The organism is uncultured Winogradskyella sp., assembly GCF_947498005.1.
GTDB lineage: Bacteria > Bacteroidota > Bacteroidia > Flavobacteriales > Flavobacteriaceae > Winogradskyella.
Genome location: NZ_CANMIW010000005.1, coordinates 1 through 19571, shown reverse-complemented (window position 1 = coordinate 19571; position 19571 = coordinate 1). Strand labels below are relative to the sequence as shown.

Below are 19571 nucleotides of genomic sequence, written 5' to 3'. Positions count from 1 at the left end.
TTAATAATTTCACTTATTTCTCCATAATTCTTCTCTAACAAAAATGGTATTGATATATGTATCTGCATAAACCATATAGCCTTTACTAACAATATATTCGATCAATGCCGAGTTTTTTATGCCATTTCCATTTGTAGAAAAAGAGATACTTTCAACACAAATAACTATAGGAAAGTTGCTTTCATAGTCAATAGATTTAATTATTAAATCATCTATACCTTCCGCATCTAAATTTAAAAATTGAGGAAATTTTCCGTTGACGTATTCTTCTAAGACACTATTAACAGTTTTAACCTGAATTTTTTTTACTTCTTTTATTGAATAATTTCCTTCCGTTTGATAGCTTTCTGCTTCTTTTTTAGAAAATGTATTCAACGTTGGTGACGATATTACGTAAAAATCTAATTCTGCATTGGTATCGCCAATTCCTAAGTTAACATTAATATCCTCTTTTCTATATTCTAAAAAAGATTTAAATAAATCTGGATCTGGTTCAATATTTACACCTCTACTCCCTGTTTTATACAGCAAAGCTGTATTACTTAATTTAAAGGGATGATGCGCGCCAATATCTATATACGTTGGTGCTTTTATTCCCAATCTATCAAATATAAATTTCACTATAACATCCTCTCCTGTCTGTGAATAAGACTCTTGCTTAAAATCAGTAAAAGTTGAATCAGTAAACACTTTTTTCAACTTTCTTTTTATTTTCAATAACAACATATTTATTTTTAGATTCTATACTTAAGTTTTATAAACATTCATTTTCATCTGATTTGAAAACACACCATTGCCATTTGTTAAAACAGTTTTATCTTGCTTATACACAACTTCAGATATTGTAATATAAACATTCTCATCTAGATATTGTATGGAATGAAATCCTTTAGAAATGCCGATTTTCAATTTATACCGACCATGATTAAACACCACAGAATCCTCTACAAATTCAGCAATATATTCACCAGGTGTTAAATTATTTGATGGCGTCCATGATGTTCTAATAGGTGCGTTCAACATATCTGTCATACCCAAGCCAATAATCAAATTATTAATTTCTTGACAAACGGTAAAATGAATTTTAACTTTCCATGGTTTACCAATAGGAATTTCACTCATTAAATTACCATTTAGATCTACAATAGTTAATTTTGTAGCATAGGCTTGAATGTTATTGTTTTTCGGAATATCAAAATTAAAAACGGCATCATTACCTATATTTTGCTTTAAATAGGTATTAATAACATGCTCCGTTTTCCCTTTCTCTACAAACCTTCCATTATGTAATAAAATTGTTTCATCACATAGACTCTGTATAACTCCCATATTGTGACTCACAAAAAGTACAGTACGACCGTCTCCTTTACTAATGTCTTGCATTTTGCCAATAGCCTTTTTCTGAAATTCTGCATCTCCAACAGCAAGCACCTCATCTATAACTAAAATATCTGGCTCCAAAAAAGCCGCAACAGCAAAAGCTAGGCGCACGCGCATCCCAGAACTATAGCGTTTTACAGGTGTATCTACATACCTTTCACAGCCCGAAAACTCAATAATCTCGGCCTCTTTTGTTCTAATTTCGGCTTTGGTCATTCCCAAAATAGCACCATTTAAATATATGTTTTCACGGCCAGTTAATTCTGGATGAAACCCTGTACCGACTTCTAAAAGTGATGCTATTCGGCCTTTTGTTTTTATTACTCCAGTCGTAGGAATCGTAACCTTTGATAAAATTTTAAGTAAGGTACTTTTACCTGCTCCATTTTTACCAATGATGCCAAGAACTTCGCCTTTTCTTACTTCAAAGTTAATGTCTTGTAAGGCCCAAACATAATCACTATCTGCTTTTGTACTTCGGTCATTTTCTGAACCCACCTTTAAATAAGGATCTTCTTTACCTCTAATTCCTGCCCACCATCGATTAATGTCATGACTTATTGTACCAGTACCAACCACACCAAGTCTATATTGTTTGCTTATATTTTCAGCTTTAAGAATGATACTCATATGGCTTTTTAATCAAATTTAAATAACAAGAATTTATACTGTATCGATAAATGTTTTTTCGGTTCGGTTAAAGATAATGATTCCTAATAAAAACACGATTACAGTTACGATTACCGTGTAAATAATCCCAAACCAACTAAACGTGCCTGTACCAAGAAGCATATATCTTGCAGTTTCAATTATATACGCCAAAGGGTTATACTCCACTATCCATGAAACTTTAGGCATTTCCTCTTTTATAAGAGCCAATGGATACATTACGGCAGAAACGTACATTAGTAATTGCACTCCAAAACTTACTAAAAATTTTAAATCACGATATTTCGTAACAAGACTAGAAATAATCATTCCTAATCCTAAACCCATCATACCCATTAAGATAACTAATACTGGAAAAAATATCACAGTACTATCAAGGTTTATCGCTGCTCCACTAAATTTATAAAACACATAAAATGCTATAAAAATGAATAACTGAATACCAAATTTTAGTAAATTAGAAATAATAATGGATAAGGGAACAATAACACGAGGGAAATATACTTTTCCGAAAATAGCCGAATTAGTTGTAAAAGTATCACTCGTTGACGTTAAACAGGTATTAAAATAATTCCAAATTGAAACACCTGCTAAATTGAAAAGAAAAGGAGGCACTGTACCTGTCTCAATATTGGCCACCTTATTAAAGATTAAGGTAAAAGTAAGTGCGGTGAATAAGGGTTGAATAAGATACCAAAGCGGTCCTAAAATGGTCTGTTTATAAACGGTAACAACATCTCTTTTTACAAAGAGCACCAACAGATCTCTGTAATTCCAAATTTCTTTGAAATTAAAGTCAATTAATTTTCGTTTAGATGAAATTGTATACAACCAATCATCATCTTCTAGCTTACTCAATTTGCATCATATTTTTAGTTAGGTAAAGATAATAATTCTAAAGAAATACGGAAAAATTATAACAACCGATGCTAGCTAAAACGTAGTATTAATTTTTTACCAAAATTATCAGAGAGGATTAGCAATCCTACACTAAAAAAAAGGGATCATTGATCACTATTGACTAGTGTACAATCATCCCATTATAAAATTTATTTAGAAAAGACTATGAATCGAAACTATCCCAAGTAATCTTAAGTCCTTCTCTTACTGTATATTTTGGTTTATATCCTAAAAGGTTTTCTGCTTTTGAGATATTTGCTAAGGAATCCCTAACATCACCTTGTCTAGTAGGTCCGTAAATAGCTTTTAAATCTGAGTTTGCAGCAATCCTTAACGATTCCCACAAATAGTTAATAGTAATACGTTCACCACAAGCCACATTAAAAACTTCGTTCTTAGCGTCTTTTGATGCAAAAAATCCTTTTACATTGGCTTGTACTACATTATCAATAAATGTAAAATCTCTTGTTTGCTCACCATCGCCATTGATCTTTGAAGGCACATTGTCCTTTAGAGCTTGCATAAACAAAGGAATTACAGCTGCATATGCACCACTTGGACTCTGTTTTGGCCCAAACACATTGAAATATCTTAAACCAATAACATCAGTATCATACGTCGTTCCAAAAACATCTGCATATAATTCATTTACATACTTTGTTACGGCGTAAGGCGACAAAGGCTTACCAATAGTATCTTCCACTTTTGGTAAAGATTTACTATCGCCATAGGTAGAACTTGATGCTGCGTATACCATACGTTTTACCGTTGGGCTATCTTTTAAAGCAATCATCATGTTTAAAAATCCTGAAATATTAACTTCGTTCGTTGTTGCAGGATCGTTTATAGAACGTGGCACTGAGCCCAAAGCCGCTTGATGAGAGACATAATCAATGCCTTCCATGGCTTTTTTACAGGTGTCTAAATCTCTTATATCACCTTCTAATAATTCAAAAGAAGGGTTATCCATAAATTCTGCTAAATTTTCGCGATGACCATTAGAAAAGTTATCTAATACTCTTACTTTTTTAGCATTGTATTTTAATAAGTATTCTGTTAGGTTTGAGCCTATGAAGCCTCCACCTCCAGTTATTAAAAAACTTAATTGAGATAGGTCTGTTGTGTGATGTGGATTTGAGTACATTTTTTTATAATCTTGCGTCTACAGTGTCTATTGGAAGTAACGATTTTACATCAAAAATAACACCTGTATCCGATTTTAATTTATCTAATTTTAATTCTAAAAACTCTTTATGAGATACCGCAAGTATGATTGAATCATACGAAGTACCTAATTTATCGAAGTCGGTAATTAAGTCTAAGTTATATTCATGTTTTACTTCTTCAGCTGAAGCCCATGGATCGTAAACATCTACATCTACATGATATGTTTGAAGTTCCTCTATAATATCAATAACTCGAGAGTTTCTAATATCTGGACAGTTTTCTTTAAATGTAATTCCTAATACAAGGGCTTTAGAACCTTTAATGGTTGCGCCTTTGTTAATCATCATTTTTACAGTTTCTGTAGCAACATAGCCACCCATGCTGTCATTCATTTTACGACCTGCTAAAATAATTTCAGGATTATAACCTGTTTCAATGGCTTTTTGAGCTAAATAATAAGGGTCTACACCAATACAATGACCACCAACTAAACCTGGTGAAAACTTTAAAAAGTTCCATTTTGTACCTGCTGCTTCTAAAACCGCTTTAGTATCAATATCTAATAATCTAAAAATCTTAGATAATTCATTCACAAAAGCAATATTTATATCTCTTTGAGAATTCTCAATCACCTTAGCAGCTTCAGCAACCTTTATACTTGGTGCTAAATGTGTACCTGCTACAATTACCTTTTTATAAAGTTCATCAACTTTAACTGCTACTTCTGGTGTAGAACCAGAGGTTACTTTTAAAATCTTAGTTACGGTATGCTCTTTATCACCTGGATTGATTCTTTCTGGAGAATAACCAGCATAAAAATCTTTATTATATACTAATCCTGAAGTTTTCTCTAATACCGGAATACAAATATCTTCAGTTGCACCTGGATATACTGTAGATTCATATACTACAATATCACCTTCGTTTAACACTTTACCTACTGTTTCACTCGCTTTTATTAACGGCGTAAACACTGGCTTATTTAATGCATCTGTTGGTGTTGGCACAGTGATTATATAATAATTAGTTGTACCCAATGCATCTAAATCATCAGTAATATACAATCCTTTCTCTGCATTTAAATCTGTTGTTAACACAGATTTTAAGTTATCGTTTTCAACTTCTAAAGTTTTATCGATACCATTATTTAATTCGCTGATTCGCTGTTTATTAATATCGAAACCAACTACAAAGAATTTTTTGGCAAACTCTACGGCAAGGGGTAAACCGACGTAACCTAATCCTATGATTGCAATTTTGTCTTCTGAATGTGTCATTTGTTTAAAGTAGATTTTAAAATGAGTGTCAAATCTAAGTAAAAACTGTAATTCTCAACATACTTTTTGTTGATTTTCACTTTATCTACCCAAATAATCGTTCTATTGTAGCGTATTGGGTCCTTTTGACGTTCTAATACCCTTTCTTCGTGTTTATATTTCAATGTTGCAGGACCAGTAATTCCTGGTTTTACTTTCAAAATTATTCTATCTTCCCCTTTTAATTCATCTGCAAATCCTTGCAAATCAGGTCTTGGACCAACCAAACTCATATCTCCAATTAAAACATTAAATAGTTGAGGCAACTCATTTAACTTTGTTTTTCTCAAAAATTTCCCAACATTAGAAGCGTAATCATTTAGATGTCCTAATTGATGATTTCCGTCCCTTAAAGTTCTAATTTTATAAATTTTGAAGGGCTTTCCGTGTTGGCCAATTCTATACTGACTGTAAATCCCGAAACGTTTTGTATCGATTGAAGCGATACACACCAGAACCCAAATAGGAATAAACAAAAATGGCAAGACAACAATTACAACCAAAAGATCAAATCCTCGTTTGATTTTAAGTTGACTTTTCGTGATCACAATTTAAAGATTAAAGAATTATATTTTTTTAAGAAGTCTCTTAACTTTTTTCCATAAAGAATTTTCATCCTTTTCATGATACGCATTGCCGTATACACCGTAACCATAACCGTAGCCATAACCATATCCGTAGCCATAATTGTAATTACTCTTATGCTTATAAAAGTTCAACACAAAACTAACATTTTTGAGCTCGCCTGTTCTATGTTTAGCATTCACTAACTGTAACATACCTTTCTTAGTATAATCTAAGCGCACCATAAAGATAGTAGCATCTGCATATTGCACTAATTCTAATGCATCAGTCACTAATCCCAATGGTGGTGTATCTAAAACAATCATATCGTACTCTAGTTTTAGCTGATTAATAAGGTCTTTTAACTTATTACTCATTAATAACTCTGAAGGGTTTGGTGGAATTGGCCCTGAAGGAATTAAATCTAAATTTTCAATATGTGTATGTGTAATAACTTGCTCTAAATCATCATCACCAATAAGGTAGTTGACAATACCTTTTTCATTGGTAATATTAAAATCATCAAATATTTTTGGCTTACGTAAATCTAAGCCCAGTAAAATTGTCTTTTTACCCGAAAGTGCATAAACCGTAGCTATATTAATCGACGTGAAGGTTTTACCTTCTCCACTCACAGAAGACGTAATCATTAACGTATTTGCCTTTTCTTCAGTAGTTCGGTTTTTAAATATAAACTGTAAACTAGACCTAATAGCTCTAAATGATTCTGCTACAGCAGATTTCGGCTTTTCATAAGCTACTAAATTGTTCTTGTATCTGTACTTCCCTATTAATCCTAAAATAGGAATTTTAGACATTCTTGTAACCTCATCAGATCCATGAATGGTGTTATCTAACAAATACACTATAAATATTAATAACATTGGTATAAAGAAGCCCATCATTAAACCCATCATATAGTTCAATGATTTATTAGGACCTATTAATCCACCTCCAATATCTTTAGCTTCATCTATAATTGATAAATCTGAAATATTAGCCGCTTTTACAATAGCCGCTTCACTCCTCTTTACCATGTAAATATTATAAGCCTCTTGACTTATATCTAATTTTCTCTGAATCTTTAAGAACTGTTGCTCATCTTCAGGTAATCCACTTAGCTTAGATTCTAAATTGGCAATATTTCGATTTATTGTTGAAATCTGAATGGAGGTAATTTTCTTAGTAGCATCAACCGTTTCTAATAGTACATTTTTTTCTGAATTAATACGTCTATCAATTTCTTTAAAAAGCCCAGAACCTTCTTTAGTCGTGTATTCTAAATTTTGTCGTTCTGCAGCTAAAGCTACAATCTTAGACACACTATTAAGTATATTTCCTTCATTGATACCAACGCTTGTTGGTGCTGCAATTTTAGTGTAATCTGTTTTTGTGTTTAAGTACACTTCAAGATTATTCAAATAATCGAGTTTTGAATCTTCTTCTTGCTTAGTTAACTCTAACTCCCTTAATTGATCTGATATCTGAGTAATTTCTTCACTAATATTAAAAACCTTGTTTTCTTTTCTAAACTTATTCATCTCATCGGTAATATCCTTGAGATTTGTATTTACAGCGGCCAAACTACTGTCTATGAATTTAATCGTATTTGTTGCGTATAAATTTTTTCGTTCTAACTCAGTTTTACTTAAAATTGCAGAAGTTGCATTGAGATAATCTACAATCTTATCTTTATTATTACCAGCCAGTTGTAATCTTAAAATTGAAGGTGATGTTGCCGAAAATGTTCCGATTATTATTTTTGATTTATATGAATTTACAACACCGTCAAAATTGCTAAATCTTATAAAATACTCAGATCCTGGCTTAATATCATATCCTTTTTTAAAAATCAGCTGTCCGTTAAGAAATGGTAATGCAACAGTCTCTCCGTTTTTAAAGGTTTTTGTATAAATACCTTCTGGCATTTTTGTCCTAGTAACTAATTTTGTGGCATATTGTTGGGCGTTAGCACTTGTACCTTCATACTCTGTAAATACCTCGTATTCATTTTCGTTTAAAATCCGAATTCCGATAGGGTAACCTAATACTTGCTTTTTAGTTTTATCTAGCTTAAACTCAAAAGGTGCATTTTTGTAAATATCAATTTTTCGATATTTCCCTTCCACCATAAAATCCATATAATATTGAAGAGAATCTACAACCTTCTCGTTATGACTTCTGGTTTTAATAGCTGTCATTATTTTACCTACCTTACCAGAAACGCCTCCCCAATTAAAAGAGATACTTGTATTTGCTGTAAAGAAAGGATTCTGATCATTATCTACAGAAATTAATGAGTCTAACTTATAGACGTTTTGCTTTCTTACATTTATAAAATACGCAATCAGTAAAGCGGCACCAATGCATACCAATACAAACTTCCATAGATTTAAAACCTTAAATAAATAACCTCTAAAGTCAAAACTTATACTATGCGATTCCGCTTCTTCTATTTCGTCGTAATTTCCCATATAATTTTATAAACGTGAAAAAAGTAAGACTCCTGTGGTTAGTAACGAAAGAATAGAAGCTATTGTTGCAATACTAGAGACTGCAGTTTCTCCAGTACCTATAGACTTTTGTCTTAAAGGCTTGACATAAATAATATCATTGGGTTGAATATAATAATAAGGAGATTGCATTACCTTTAAGTCAGTTAAATCTAAATGATGTATTTTTTGACCTTGTGGATATTGCCTAATTATTAACACATCCTTTTTATCACCTGTTACTGGTATTTCTCCAACATTAGCAATAGCTTCAAAAATATTAACGCGTTCTGTGAACAAAACTTTACTTCCTGGTGCACCTACTTCACCATTTGCGGTAAATCTTAATCCTGCCAATTTTACTGTAACAAAGATATTGGCCGTTTCCTTAAATTGCTCTTTAAGTAATTTTTCTTCTATTTTGTTCTCAATTTCTTCAGTCGTAAATCCTAAAACGTTGAGATAACCTAAAGTTGGAATTCTGATATTACCATGGACATCTACTGTAAAACCATCAAAATAAGCACGCTCTGCACTACTTGCATTTAGACTTCCTTCTCCTGTTGGATTTAAAATAGATACCGTTTGCTGATCTAACGCTTTAACTCTTACATTCAAAATGTCATTTACCTGAATACGGTAAGGCTTTTGAATTTCAGCTAAATTATAAGGAATAGAATCGTTTGCAGAATCTTCCTTGTTTTGTAAATAAATTGTGTCCTTGTGAGGGATACAAGAAGAAACAATTACACAACTCAATAAAATAATTAAAAGCTTAAAGCGCTTCATAGGTTCAATAGATCTTTAAAGACAAATATAATGTATCAATAGTAATAACAAAACAATTACTTTTGTTTTTGGTTTTATTCCATTTTAAAAAATTTAAGTTTGAATTATCTCAACGTAGAAAACATATCAAAATCATTTGGAGAGCTTGTACTCTTTAAAGATTTATCATTTAGCATTCATAAAGATCAGAAAATTGCTTTTGTAGCTAAAAACGGCAGTGGCAAAACGTCTATTCTAAATATTCTAGCAGGAAAAGATGCTCCAGACAATGGGCAAATTGTAGTTAGAAAAGGGCTAAGGTTAGCATTCTTAGACCAAGAACCAGATTTAGACCCAAATCTAACACTCGATGAAACAATATTTGCTTCAGACATTCCCATTCTTAAGGTTATTGAAGCTTATGAACACGCCCTAAAAAATCCGGAAGATACAGATGCTTATCAAAAAGCATTTGAAGCTATGGATAGAAACAATGCGTGGGAATTTGAAACACAATACCAACAAACGCTATCTCAACTAAAACTAGATGATTTAACGCTTAAAGTAAAAACGCTTTCTGGTGGCCAAAAAAAACGTTTAGCATTAGCACAAGCGCTTTTAAGTAAACCCGATATTTTAATTTTAGATGAACCTACCAATCATCTCGATTTAGAAATGATAGAATGGTTAGAGGATTACTTTGCTAAAACACAGCAGACGCTTTTCATGGTAACGCACGATCGTTATTTTTTAGAACGCGTTTGTAACGAAATAATAGAATTAGACCAAGGCCAACTATACACCTACAAAGGTAATTACTCCTATTATTTGGAAAAAAGAGAAGCCAGAATTGAAAATGAAGCTACCGAAGTTGGCAAAGCAAAACAACTCTTTAAAAAAGAGCTAGAATGGATGCGTCGCCAACCCAAAGCACGTACTACAAAATCTAAAAGTAGAATAGACGATTTTTCTGAAATTAAATCTAAAGCACACAAACGTCGTAACGACCACCAAGTGCAATTAGAAATAAATATGGAACGTCTAGGAAGTAAAATTATTGAGTTTCATAATGTATCTAAATCATTTAAAGATAAAACGATTTTAGATGGTTTTGAATATACCTTTAAAAAAGGCGAACGTATTGGTATTATTGGTAAAAATGGTACCGGAAAATCTACATTCTTAAACCTCCTTACTCAAAGTATGCAGCCAGATGGTGGCAAAGTAGTCATAGGAGAAACAGTTAAGATTGGGTATTACACACAAGGCGGAATTAAAGCTAAACCCAACCAAAAAGTAATCGATGTTATTAAAGAATTTGGCGACTATATTCCGCTAGCAAAAGGCAGACAAATTAGCGCTCAGCAATTGTTAGAACGTTTTCTGTTTGATAGAAAAAAGCAATGGGACTTTGTTGAAAAATTAAGTGGTGGCGAACAAAAACGTTTGTATTTATGTACCGTATTAATTCAGAATCCTAATGTATTAATATTAGATGAACCTACCAATGATTTAGACATTGTTACCTTAAATGTTCTTGAAGATTTCTTAATGGATTTCCCTGGAGTGTTGCTTGTTGTTTCTCACGATCGTTATTTTATGGACAAAATTGTAGACCACATGTTTGTCTTTAGAGGGCAAGGTATTGTAGATGATTTCCCTGGGAATTATTCAGATTTTAGAGCTTATGATAGTAGTCAAACAAAGCAAATTGAAAACACAGAAAAAACAGATAACACCAAAGCTATAAAGAAAAACGAAGCTAATAAACTAGATTATAATGAACAAAAGGAATACAAAAATTTAGAATCTAAAATTAGGTCCTTAGAATTAGATAAAACAGCATTAGAATCTAAATTCAATAATCCAGATTTATCTCAAGACGAAATAGGAAAACTTTCCGCAAAACTCCAAGTGATTATAGATACCATTGAAGAAAAAGAAATGCGTTGGTTTGAATTGTCTGAAAAATTAGAAGGATAGAAGTGTGAAGTGTGAAGTGTGAAGTGTGAAGTGTGAAGTGTGAAGTAAAATACCATAAATAACTTTGAAACTTTAAAGCTTTGATAGTCTAAAACCTTCAACTTTTCAACCAAAAGAAAATGTACCAAATAAAATCCTACATAAAATTCTTAACCAAAGCCACCAACCAACACGGTGTCCACTCCCCTTTTGTCTATAACTTTGTTACCAAATGCCTTTATGATAAAACAACATATCCAGAATACAACGCTTTAGAAACGTACCGAAATACTTTAAAAGCACATAAAACAGAATTAGAAATTACCGATTTAGGTGCTGGTTCAAAAGTACTCGATTCCAAAAAGCGGAAAGTGAGTGCTATGATTAAGGCTTCGAGTAGCTCAAAGAAGGAATCTGAATTATTATTTAGACTAACAAAACACTTCAAGTTTAAAACTATTTTAGAATTAGGCACCTCTTTAGGCATGGGAACGTATCCGTTATCGCTAGCCAATACAACCTCTCAAATCACAACTATTGAAGGCTGTGCCAACACATCAGCTTTTGCTCAATATGAAATAGAAAAACAAAACATTAAAAATGTTGAATTTATAACAGGAAGTTTCACTGATACAATTCCTAATATAAAAACCGAAAAATTTGATTTTATCTTCTTTGACGGTCATCATAGCAAGGATGCAACTATTCAATATTTTGAAGCCTTATTACCGAAAATCCATAACGATACCGTTTTTGTTTTCGATGATATTTATTGGTCTAAAGGCATGACGCAAGCTTGGGAATATATTAAGAACCATAACACCGTTAAAGTGACTGTAGATTGCTTCCATTTAGGTTTTGTTTTCTTTAGAAGAGAACAAGTAAAAGAACATTTTAAAATTAGATTGTAACATACAAGATACTTTAACGTCTTATAATAAAATTGCTGCAAAACTAGTATCTTGCAGAGCAGCTAAGCAACTAAGACCTTTATTATGAGTGACAACGTCATTGAAATTAGAAATATCATTAGAGATTTTAAATTAGGACAAGAAATTGTACATGTTTTAAAAGGTATCGATTTAGACATTAAACGTGGCGAATATGTGGCTATTATGGGACCTTCTGGTTCTGGTAAATCTACATTAATGAACTTATTAGGTTGCTTAGATACACCTACTGCTGGATCTTACAAGTTAAATGGAAACGACGTTAGCCAAATGTCTGATGACGAACTTGCAGATATTAGAAATACCGAAATAGGTTTCGTGTTTCAGACCTTTAACCTATTACCTAGAACAACCGCTTTAGACAACGTTGCATTACCAATGGTTTATGCTGGTGCTTCAAAAAAAGTAAGAGAAGAACGCGCTACTGAAGTTTTAACAGATGTTGGTTTGGCTGACCGAATGGACCATAAACCAAATCAACTTTCTGGAGGACAAAGACAACGTGTTGCTGTTGGTAGAGCTTTGGTAAATAAGCCTTCAATTATTTTAGCAGATGAGCCAACAGGAAACTTAGATTCTAAAACCGGAACAGAAATCATGGCTTTATTTGACCAAATTCACGCGTCAGGTAACACCGTAATAATGGTTACACACGAAGAAGATATTGCTGCACACGCCAAACGTGTTATTCGTTTAAGAGATGGTATTATTGAGAGTGATACGTTTAATAGCTAATGATAAAAATTCAATTTTAAAATATTCTTCACTTGAGTGTAAAAATGCGTTTAGATATAATAGATTATAATTATTTTAGAAATCATAAATACGCATCAATTTACACTGTTTTTATAATCATAAATGTCTCTATTTATTTTTTAAAATTATTTGATTTAATCGTTCTTACTAAACCTTATAGTGTAATATTCGAAATATCGTACGGGATACTATTATTAACCTTTATACTCAATTATTTTTTATTCACAAGAATCGGGAAATTAGAATTAGTAGCCAATAAATTTATAATTCTTCAAAATAACATTTCTGAAACTATAATAACGGAATCGGTAAAATCAATTAAAATAGATCATTCAAGCGGTAATCATTATAACTTAAAATTTAATACCGGATTTAATGTATTAGTAGAAATGAAAAATGGTCAGATTAGCCAGTTTAAGCTGTTTTGTAAAAATCATAATATTGAGATTGAAGCCTCTAATTTTTCAATGCGTCTGAGAAATATTTTCAAGCAAAATCAATCATAACTACTTCTCCGATAATAGTTTTTTCTATTTGAAAAAAAAAAAAAAAAAAAAAATCCTTACCAACCTTTTAAACATTTAAGAAGTGCTCTTTGCAACTTTGAGTCTTTGCTACTTTGCGACTTCACACTTCCAACTTTATAACATTCAATTTTAATCTTCCAAGCCATTCTCTTTGCAACTATGAGACTTTGTACCTTTTTCACAAACTTCACACAAGCAACTTTTCAACTTTCAACTTTAAAAACTTAACTTTGAAACATGAAAGTATACACAAAAACAGGAGATAAAGGCACAACTGCATTATTTGGTGGTACGCGTGTTCCTAAACATCATATAAGAATAGAAAGTTACGGAACCATAGATGAGCTCAATTCTCACATAGGTTTAATTAGAGACCAAGAGATTAATCAATTGTATAAGAATACGTTGATGCATATTCAAGATCGCTTATTTACCGTTGGTGCTATTTTAGCCACCGATCCAGAAAAAGCACAATTAAAAAACGGAAAAGCACGCTTAAATATTCCTAAGATATCCAATGAAGATATTGAGAAATTAGAAAAGGAAATGGACCTTATGGAAGACAGCCTTCCACCTATGACGCATTTTGTTTTACCTGGAGGGCACCAAACCGTGTCATTCTGTCATATTGCACGCACAGTTTGCCGTAGAGCCGAGCGTTTGGCGTCACATCTTAATGACTTAGAACCGTTTCAACCCGAAACTTTAATGTATATCAATAGACTATCTGACTACCTTTTTGTATTGGCACGGAAGTTGTCTTATGATTTACACGCTGATGAAGTAAAATGGATCCCAGAAAAAAATTCATAAACTTTTAGCCTTTAGATTATGAATAATGCAATATTCCGATCTAAAATTGTTGAATATTATACGTTCTTATTATTAATGATTAATTAATTTAATTTTTTCTTGAATTGTTCAACTAAAGAATTATTTTTGCAAAAATTAAATTACACACGCAATTATGTATTGGACATTAGAATTAGCATCTTATTTAAGTGATGCGCCTTGGCCAGCAACCAAAGATGAGCTTATTGACTACGCAATTAGAACAGGAGCACCTTTAGAAGTTGTTGAAAATTTACAAGCAATTGAAGACGAAGGAGATTCTTACGACTCAATTGAAGAAATTTGGCCAGATTACCCAACTGATGAAGATTACCTCTGGAATGAGGATGAATATTAACATATAAATTTATCACAAAAAAGTCTCTTGCGTTTCTATACCTAAGAGACTTTTTTTATTTTCGGATGCTTTTTTAATTTGAAATTAAATCTGAATCAGATATCATAAATTTACAATTATTAAGATTGTCCACTTAAGGGGATTTTAAGGATGTTTTTTATTTTTAAATAACAGCTTAATCTTAGCTTACTAACTGAAACAAAAACAAAGATTGAAACCAATCAATCTATTTACAAATATAGAATATGACATTTTTAGATAAAGTACTTAAAATTTTTGTGGGAGATAAATCCCAACAAGATGTAAGTGCAATTAAGCCTATCGTTGAAAAAATAAAATCATTCGAAAAAGCCTTAGAAGCTCTATCACATGATGAATTGAGAGCAAAAACAGCCGAATTTAAAGCCAAAATTGCAGAAGCAAGACAGCCTTTAAACACTAAAAAAGAAGAGCTTTTAGAAAAAGCTCAGGTAACTGAAGATATTGACGAACGTGAAGACATTTACTTAGAAGTAGATAAAATTGAAGACGAAATATATGAAGTAACAGAAGCTGTATTAAACGACATTTTACCAGAAGCGTTTGCCGTTGTAAAAGAAACAGCAAAACGTTTTGTACATAATACTCAGATTCCTGTAACCGCAAATGCGTTTGACAGAGAAATTTCTGGAGAAAATGATTACGTAACCTTAGAAGGAGATCAAGCTATTTGGGCAAATTCTTGGGATGCTGCAGGTAAGCCAATTACTTGGGACATGATTCATTATGATGTTCAACTTATTGGTGGTGTCGCTATGCACCAAGGTAAAATTGCAGAGATGCAAACTGGTGAAGGTAAAACATTGGTAGCTACGCTTCCTGTATACCTAAATGCTTTAGCTGGCAAAGGTGTTCACTTAGTAACGGTAAATGATTACTTAGCAAAACGAGATAGTGCATGGATGGCGCCAATCTTTCAGTTTCATGGTATGAGTATTGATTGTATTGATTACCATACACCAAACTCTGATGCACGTCGTAAAGCTTACAATGCAGATATTACATACGGAACAAATAACGAATTTGGTTTTGATTACTTACGTGATAACATGGCACATTCGCCAGATGATTTAGTACAACGTCCACATCACTACGCCATTGTAGATGAGGTAGATTCTGTATTAGTAGATGATGCACGTACGCCATTAATTATTTCTGGTCCTGTACCAAGAGGTGATGAGCACGAGTTTGATGCGCTTAAACCTAAAGTACAGCAAATTGAAGAAGTTCAACGTAAATATTTAGTTGGTGTATTAGCTGAAGCTAAAAAATTAATTGCTGCTGGCGATACTAAAGAAGGTGGTTTTCAATTATTAAGAGCTTACAGAGGTATTCCTAAAAACAAAGCATTAATCAAGTTTTTATCTGAAGAAGGTATTAAGCAATTGCTTCAAAAAACGGAAAACTTTTACATGCAAGACAACAATAGAGAAATGCCTAAAGTAGATGCAGAACTCTATTATGTTATTGACGAAAAAAATAATCAAGTAGAATTATCAGATAAAGGTGTTGAATTCCTATCAGGAAAGGATGATCCTAATTTCTTTGTAATGCCAGAAATGGGAACAGAAATCGCTAAGATTGAAAGCAAAGGTTTATCATCTGAAGAAGAAGCGAACCTCAAGGAAGATTTATTTAGAGATTTCGGAATTAAGTCAGAGCGTATTCATACGTTGAACCAATTACTAAAAGCTTACGCACTATTTGAAAAAGACAATCAGTATGTTGTTATGGACAACAAGGTTATGATCGTTGATGAGCAAACTGGTCGTATTATGGATGGTCGTCGTTATTCTGACGGGTTACACCAAGCCATTGAAGCTAAAGAAAGTGTAAAAATTGAAGCTGCCACGCAAACATTTGCTACAGTAACGCTTCAAAATTATTTCAGAATGTATCGTAAACTGTCTGGTATGACAGGTACTGCGGTAACTGAAGCAGGCGAACTTTGGGAAATCTACAAATTAGATGTTGTAGAAATTCCTACCAACAGACCAATTGCAAGAGATGATAGAGACGATTTAGTTTATAAAACAAAGCGTGAAAAATATAATGCTGTTATTGATGAAGTGGTTAAATTATCTAATGAAGGAAGACCTGTACTAATTGGTACAACCAATGTAGAGATTTCTGAGCTTTTAGGTAAAATGTTAAGCATTAGAAAAATAGACCATAACGTCTTAAATGCTAAGCAGCACAAAAAAGAAGCCGATATTGTAGCACAAGCAGGTAATGCTGGGCAAGTAACTATTGCAACCAACATGGCAGGTCGTGGTACAGATATTAAATTAAGTGATGAAGTAAAAGCTGCAGGTGGTTTAGCCATTGTAGGCACAGAGCGTCACGATTCTCGTCGTGTAGATAGACAATTACGTGGTAGAGCTGGTCGTCAAGGAGATCCAGGAAGTTCACAATTCTATGTGTCTTTAGAAGATAACCTAATGCGTTTATTTGGTTCTGAGCGAATTGCTAAGATGATGGATAGAATGGGCTTAAAAGAAGGCGAAGTGATTCAACACGGAATGATTTCTAAGTCTATTGAGCGTGCACAGAAAAAAGTGGAAGAGAATAACTTTGGTGTACGTAAGCGTTTGTTAGAATATGATGATGTAATGAATGCACAACGTGAAGTGGTTTACAAACGTCGTCGTAATGCTTTACATGGTGAACGTCTTAGAGTAGATTTAGCCAACATGATTTACGATACCTCAGAAGGTATTGCATTGAATAATAAAGATGCTAGCGATTATAAAAACTTTGAGTTTGAATTAATCCGTTACTTTTCAATGGAAGCACCAATTTCTGAAGCTGAATTTGGAAAACTAGGTGCTCAAGAAATTGCAGGTATCATTTATAAAGCAGCTTTTAAGCACTATAGAGAAAAAATGCAACGTGCAGCAGATTTAGCATTTCCTGTGATTGAAAATGTATACGATACACAACGCGATAGATTTAAACGTATCGTCGTACCATTTACAGATGGTGTTAAGAACCTACAAGTGGTTACGGATTTAGAAAAAGCTTACCAAACTAAAGGAACACAGTTAATTAATGATTTTGAAAAGAACATTACATTAGCGATTGTTGATGATGCATGGAAAGTACATTTACGTAAAATGGATGAGTTAAAACAATCGGTTCAGTTAGCTGTACACGAGCAGAAAGACCCATTATTAATTTATAAGTTCGAATCTTTTGAGCTGTTTAAAACAATGATAGACCAAGTCAATAAAGATGTAATTTCATTTTTATTTAAAGGAGAAATTCCACAAGAAACAGCAAATACTATACAAGAAGCTAGAGAACGTAAGCAAGAAAAATTAGAAACTCAAAAAGAAGAGATTCAAAATTTAGATGAGCGTGCTTCTCAAAGCAGACAAGCTGGTGAAGGCGCATCTCGTCAGCAGCAAGTTGTAGAAACTATTGTAAGAGAACAACCAAAAATTGGTAGAAACGATAGAGTGACTATTAAAAATGTGATGAGTGGCGAAGCTAAAGAAGTAAAATATAAGCAAGCCATTCCTTTAATTGATAAAGGCGAATGGGTTTTGGTAGAATAACTAAATCACACAAATGTCTACGAAAGCAGACATCTCATTAATAGAACAGAAAAATCCTAATGTAACCCATTAGGATTTTTTTGTACCCATACGGAAAACCATAAAATACAATATAATATTTTGGTTATGTTTATAAAAAATACGTAGATCTACGTATAGAAAACTTGAGAGAAATTATTAATTTTAATGACGAATAAAAACAACTCAAAACTTTAGATAACCTGATTATTTTACGGGATATCGACAATAAAGGTTTTTATATAAGGAGTTAGGGGCAATAAAAACGAAAATCTATGAAAGCATTTGTAATAATGCCATTTAATGAAAACTTTGATGACATTTATCAAATTGGAATCAAAAAGACCGCAGCAGAAAAAGATGTTTCTGCTTATCGACTTGACGAAGAACTTTTTGATGAAGGAATGCTCGATAAAATTTATAAAGAAATTGAAAATTGCGACTTTATAATTGCTGACTTATCTGATAAAAATCCTAACGTGTTTTATGAATTAGGATACGCTCACGCAATTGGAAAACTTTGCATTCTAACTACAAAAGATGCTGAAAATATTCCATTTGATTTAAAACATAAAAGACATATCGTTTATGGAGATTCAATAGTACACCTTCAGGAACAATTGTCAAAAAATATTGAATGGGCAAAAAAAGAAGTTGAAAACCAAAAAAACAATCCATTTGAAATTACTTTAAAAACAGATGGAGTTTTATCCACAACAGAAGAATATGCTGAAGCTAAAATAAATTTCAATATAGATATTGAAAATAAATCAAATAGAGTTTCTCCAGAAATTCACGCAATTTATCTTCATTCTTCAAATATTTGGAATATAAAACAAAATGACAAAAAAGTAACTTATAGAAAATCCGAACTAAAAAGTTATAATTATAAATATAGTTTATCGATAGAAAATAATAAAATTCCAAAAAAGGGTTGGACAGAAATTGAGTTAATATCGTCAAAAATATTGGCTAATTCTTGGAAAGGAGACGAGATTAAAGATAGTTATACAGTAGCTGGAAATATATATGTTGAAATTTTAACAGAAAAAGGAAGTTTTTCAAAAAGAATTCCCATTTCAATTTATATTGACACACTTGCATTTTAAAAATAACTGCCCCTAACACCGTATAAACTTTATTGCTGTTTTTAGCTCACTTGGGAAATTCCTCCGGAATTTCGTCGTTCGTGTTTTATTTACTAAATTCACTGCTTAAACAACGCAACAAAGCTTATACAAACACGTTGGCAACAATATGAAAAACCACTATTAACGAATATGGATAGTCCGAATTTCACCTTTATATTTTTAT

At 32.3% G+C, this 19571-nt stretch carries 16 protein-coding genes; 8 read left to right on the top strand and 8 right to left on the bottom strand.

From position 1 onward, the window contains the following. Window positions 1-9: 9 nt before the first annotated feature. The 8 genes from Q0891_RS10045 to Q0891_RS10010 all read right to left on the bottom strand — a co-directional run bounded on the left by Q0891_RS10045 (window position 10) and on the right by Q0891_RS10010 (window position 9277). On the bottom strand, window positions 10-717 hold the full coding sequence (locus tag Q0891_RS10045) for an FkbM family methyltransferase (protein WP_299101258.1): 708 nt from the start codon (window positions 715-717) through the stop codon (window positions 10-12). A gap of 30 nt (window positions 718-747) precedes the next feature. Then, a complete protein-coding gene (locus tag Q0891_RS10040) occupies window positions 748-2010 on the bottom strand; it encodes an ABC transporter ATP-binding protein (RefSeq protein ID WP_299101257.1) in 1263 nt (420 codons plus the stop codon). 33 nt (window positions 2011-2043) lie between these two features. Then, on the bottom strand, window positions 2044-2907 hold the full coding sequence (locus tag Q0891_RS10035) for an ABC transporter permease (RefSeq protein WP_299101255.1): 864 nt from the start codon (window positions 2905-2907) through the stop codon (window positions 2044-2046). 205 nt (window positions 2908-3112) lie between these two features. Further along, a complete protein-coding gene (locus Q0891_RS10030) occupies window positions 3113-4093 on the bottom strand; it encodes an SDR family oxidoreductase (protein ID WP_299101253.1) in 981 nt (326 codons plus the stop codon). Window positions 4094-4097: 4 nt separating this feature from the next. Further along, window positions 4098-5393: a nucleotide sugar dehydrogenase gene (locus tag Q0891_RS10025; protein ID WP_299101251.1), complete on the bottom strand. Its 1296-nt coding sequence runs from the start codon at window positions 5391-5393 to the stop codon at window positions 4098-4100. Further along, window positions 5390-5980, bottom strand: a complete 591-nt coding sequence (locus Q0891_RS10020) for a sugar transferase (RefSeq protein WP_299101248.1) — start codon at window positions 5978-5980, stop codon at window positions 5390-5392. Before Q0891_RS10020 ends, Q0891_RS10025 begins: the two co-directional genes overlap by 4 nt. A gap of 18 nt (window positions 5981-5998) precedes the next feature. Next, window positions 5999-8470: a polysaccharide biosynthesis tyrosine autokinase gene (locus Q0891_RS10015; protein ID WP_299101246.1), complete on the bottom strand. Its 2472-nt coding sequence runs from the start codon at window positions 8468-8470 to the stop codon at window positions 5999-6001. A 6-nt stretch (window positions 8471-8476) separates the two neighbouring features. Beyond that, complete coding sequence (locus tag Q0891_RS10010; protein WP_299101244.1) at window positions 8477-9277, bottom strand: polysaccharide biosynthesis/export family protein; 801 nt, start codon at window positions 9275-9277, stop codon at window positions 8477-8479. Window positions 9278-9376: 99 nt separating this feature from the next. On the opposite strand from Q0891_RS10010, the gene Q0891_RS10005 reads away from it, so the two are divergent. From Q0891_RS10005 to Q0891_RS09970, 8 genes are all read left to right on the top strand, one after another. Beyond that, window positions 9377-11239, top strand: coding sequence for an ABC-F family ATP-binding cassette domain-containing protein (locus tag Q0891_RS10005; RefSeq protein ID WP_299101242.1), 1863 nt, complete (start codon window positions 9377-9379; stop codon window positions 11237-11239). 119 nt (window positions 11240-11358) lie between these two features. Beyond that, window positions 11359-12129 (top strand): O-methyltransferase, encoded by a 771-nt coding sequence (locus tag Q0891_RS10000; RefSeq protein ID WP_299101240.1) that lies wholly within the window; start codon window positions 11359-11361, stop codon window positions 12127-12129. 84 nt (window positions 12130-12213) lie between these two features. After that, window positions 12214-12903 carry an ABC transporter ATP-binding protein gene (locus tag Q0891_RS09995; RefSeq protein ID WP_299101238.1) on the top strand — a complete coding sequence of 230 codons (690 nt, stop codon included), beginning with the start codon at window positions 12214-12216 and terminating at the stop codon, window positions 12901-12903. Window positions 12904-12935: 32 nt separating this feature from the next. After that, entirely contained in the window at window positions 12936-13430 is a 495-nt protein-coding gene (locus Q0891_RS09990; RefSeq protein ID WP_299101237.1) for a hypothetical protein, read from the top strand. Between the two features lie 258 nt (window positions 13431-13688). Further along, window positions 13689-14264 (top strand): cob(I)yrinic acid a,c-diamide adenosyltransferase, encoded by a 576-nt coding sequence (locus tag Q0891_RS09985; RefSeq protein WP_299101235.1) that lies wholly within the window; start codon window positions 13689-13691, stop codon window positions 14262-14264. A 154-nt stretch (window positions 14265-14418) separates the two neighbouring features. Continuing rightward, window positions 14419-14640, top strand: a complete 222-nt coding sequence (locus tag Q0891_RS09980; protein ID WP_008272287.1) for a DUF2795 domain-containing protein — start codon at window positions 14419-14421, stop codon at window positions 14638-14640. 245 nt (window positions 14641-14885) lie between these two features. Then, window positions 14886-18239, top strand: a complete 3354-nt coding sequence (gene secA, locus Q0891_RS09975; protein WP_299101233.1) for a preprotein translocase subunit SecA — start codon at window positions 14886-14888, stop codon at window positions 18237-18239. A 293-nt stretch (window positions 18240-18532) separates the two neighbouring features. Next, entirely contained in the window at window positions 18533-19366 is an 834-nt protein-coding gene (locus Q0891_RS09970; RefSeq protein ID WP_299101231.1) for a hypothetical protein, read from the top strand. Window positions 19367-19571: the final 205 nt, after the last annotated feature.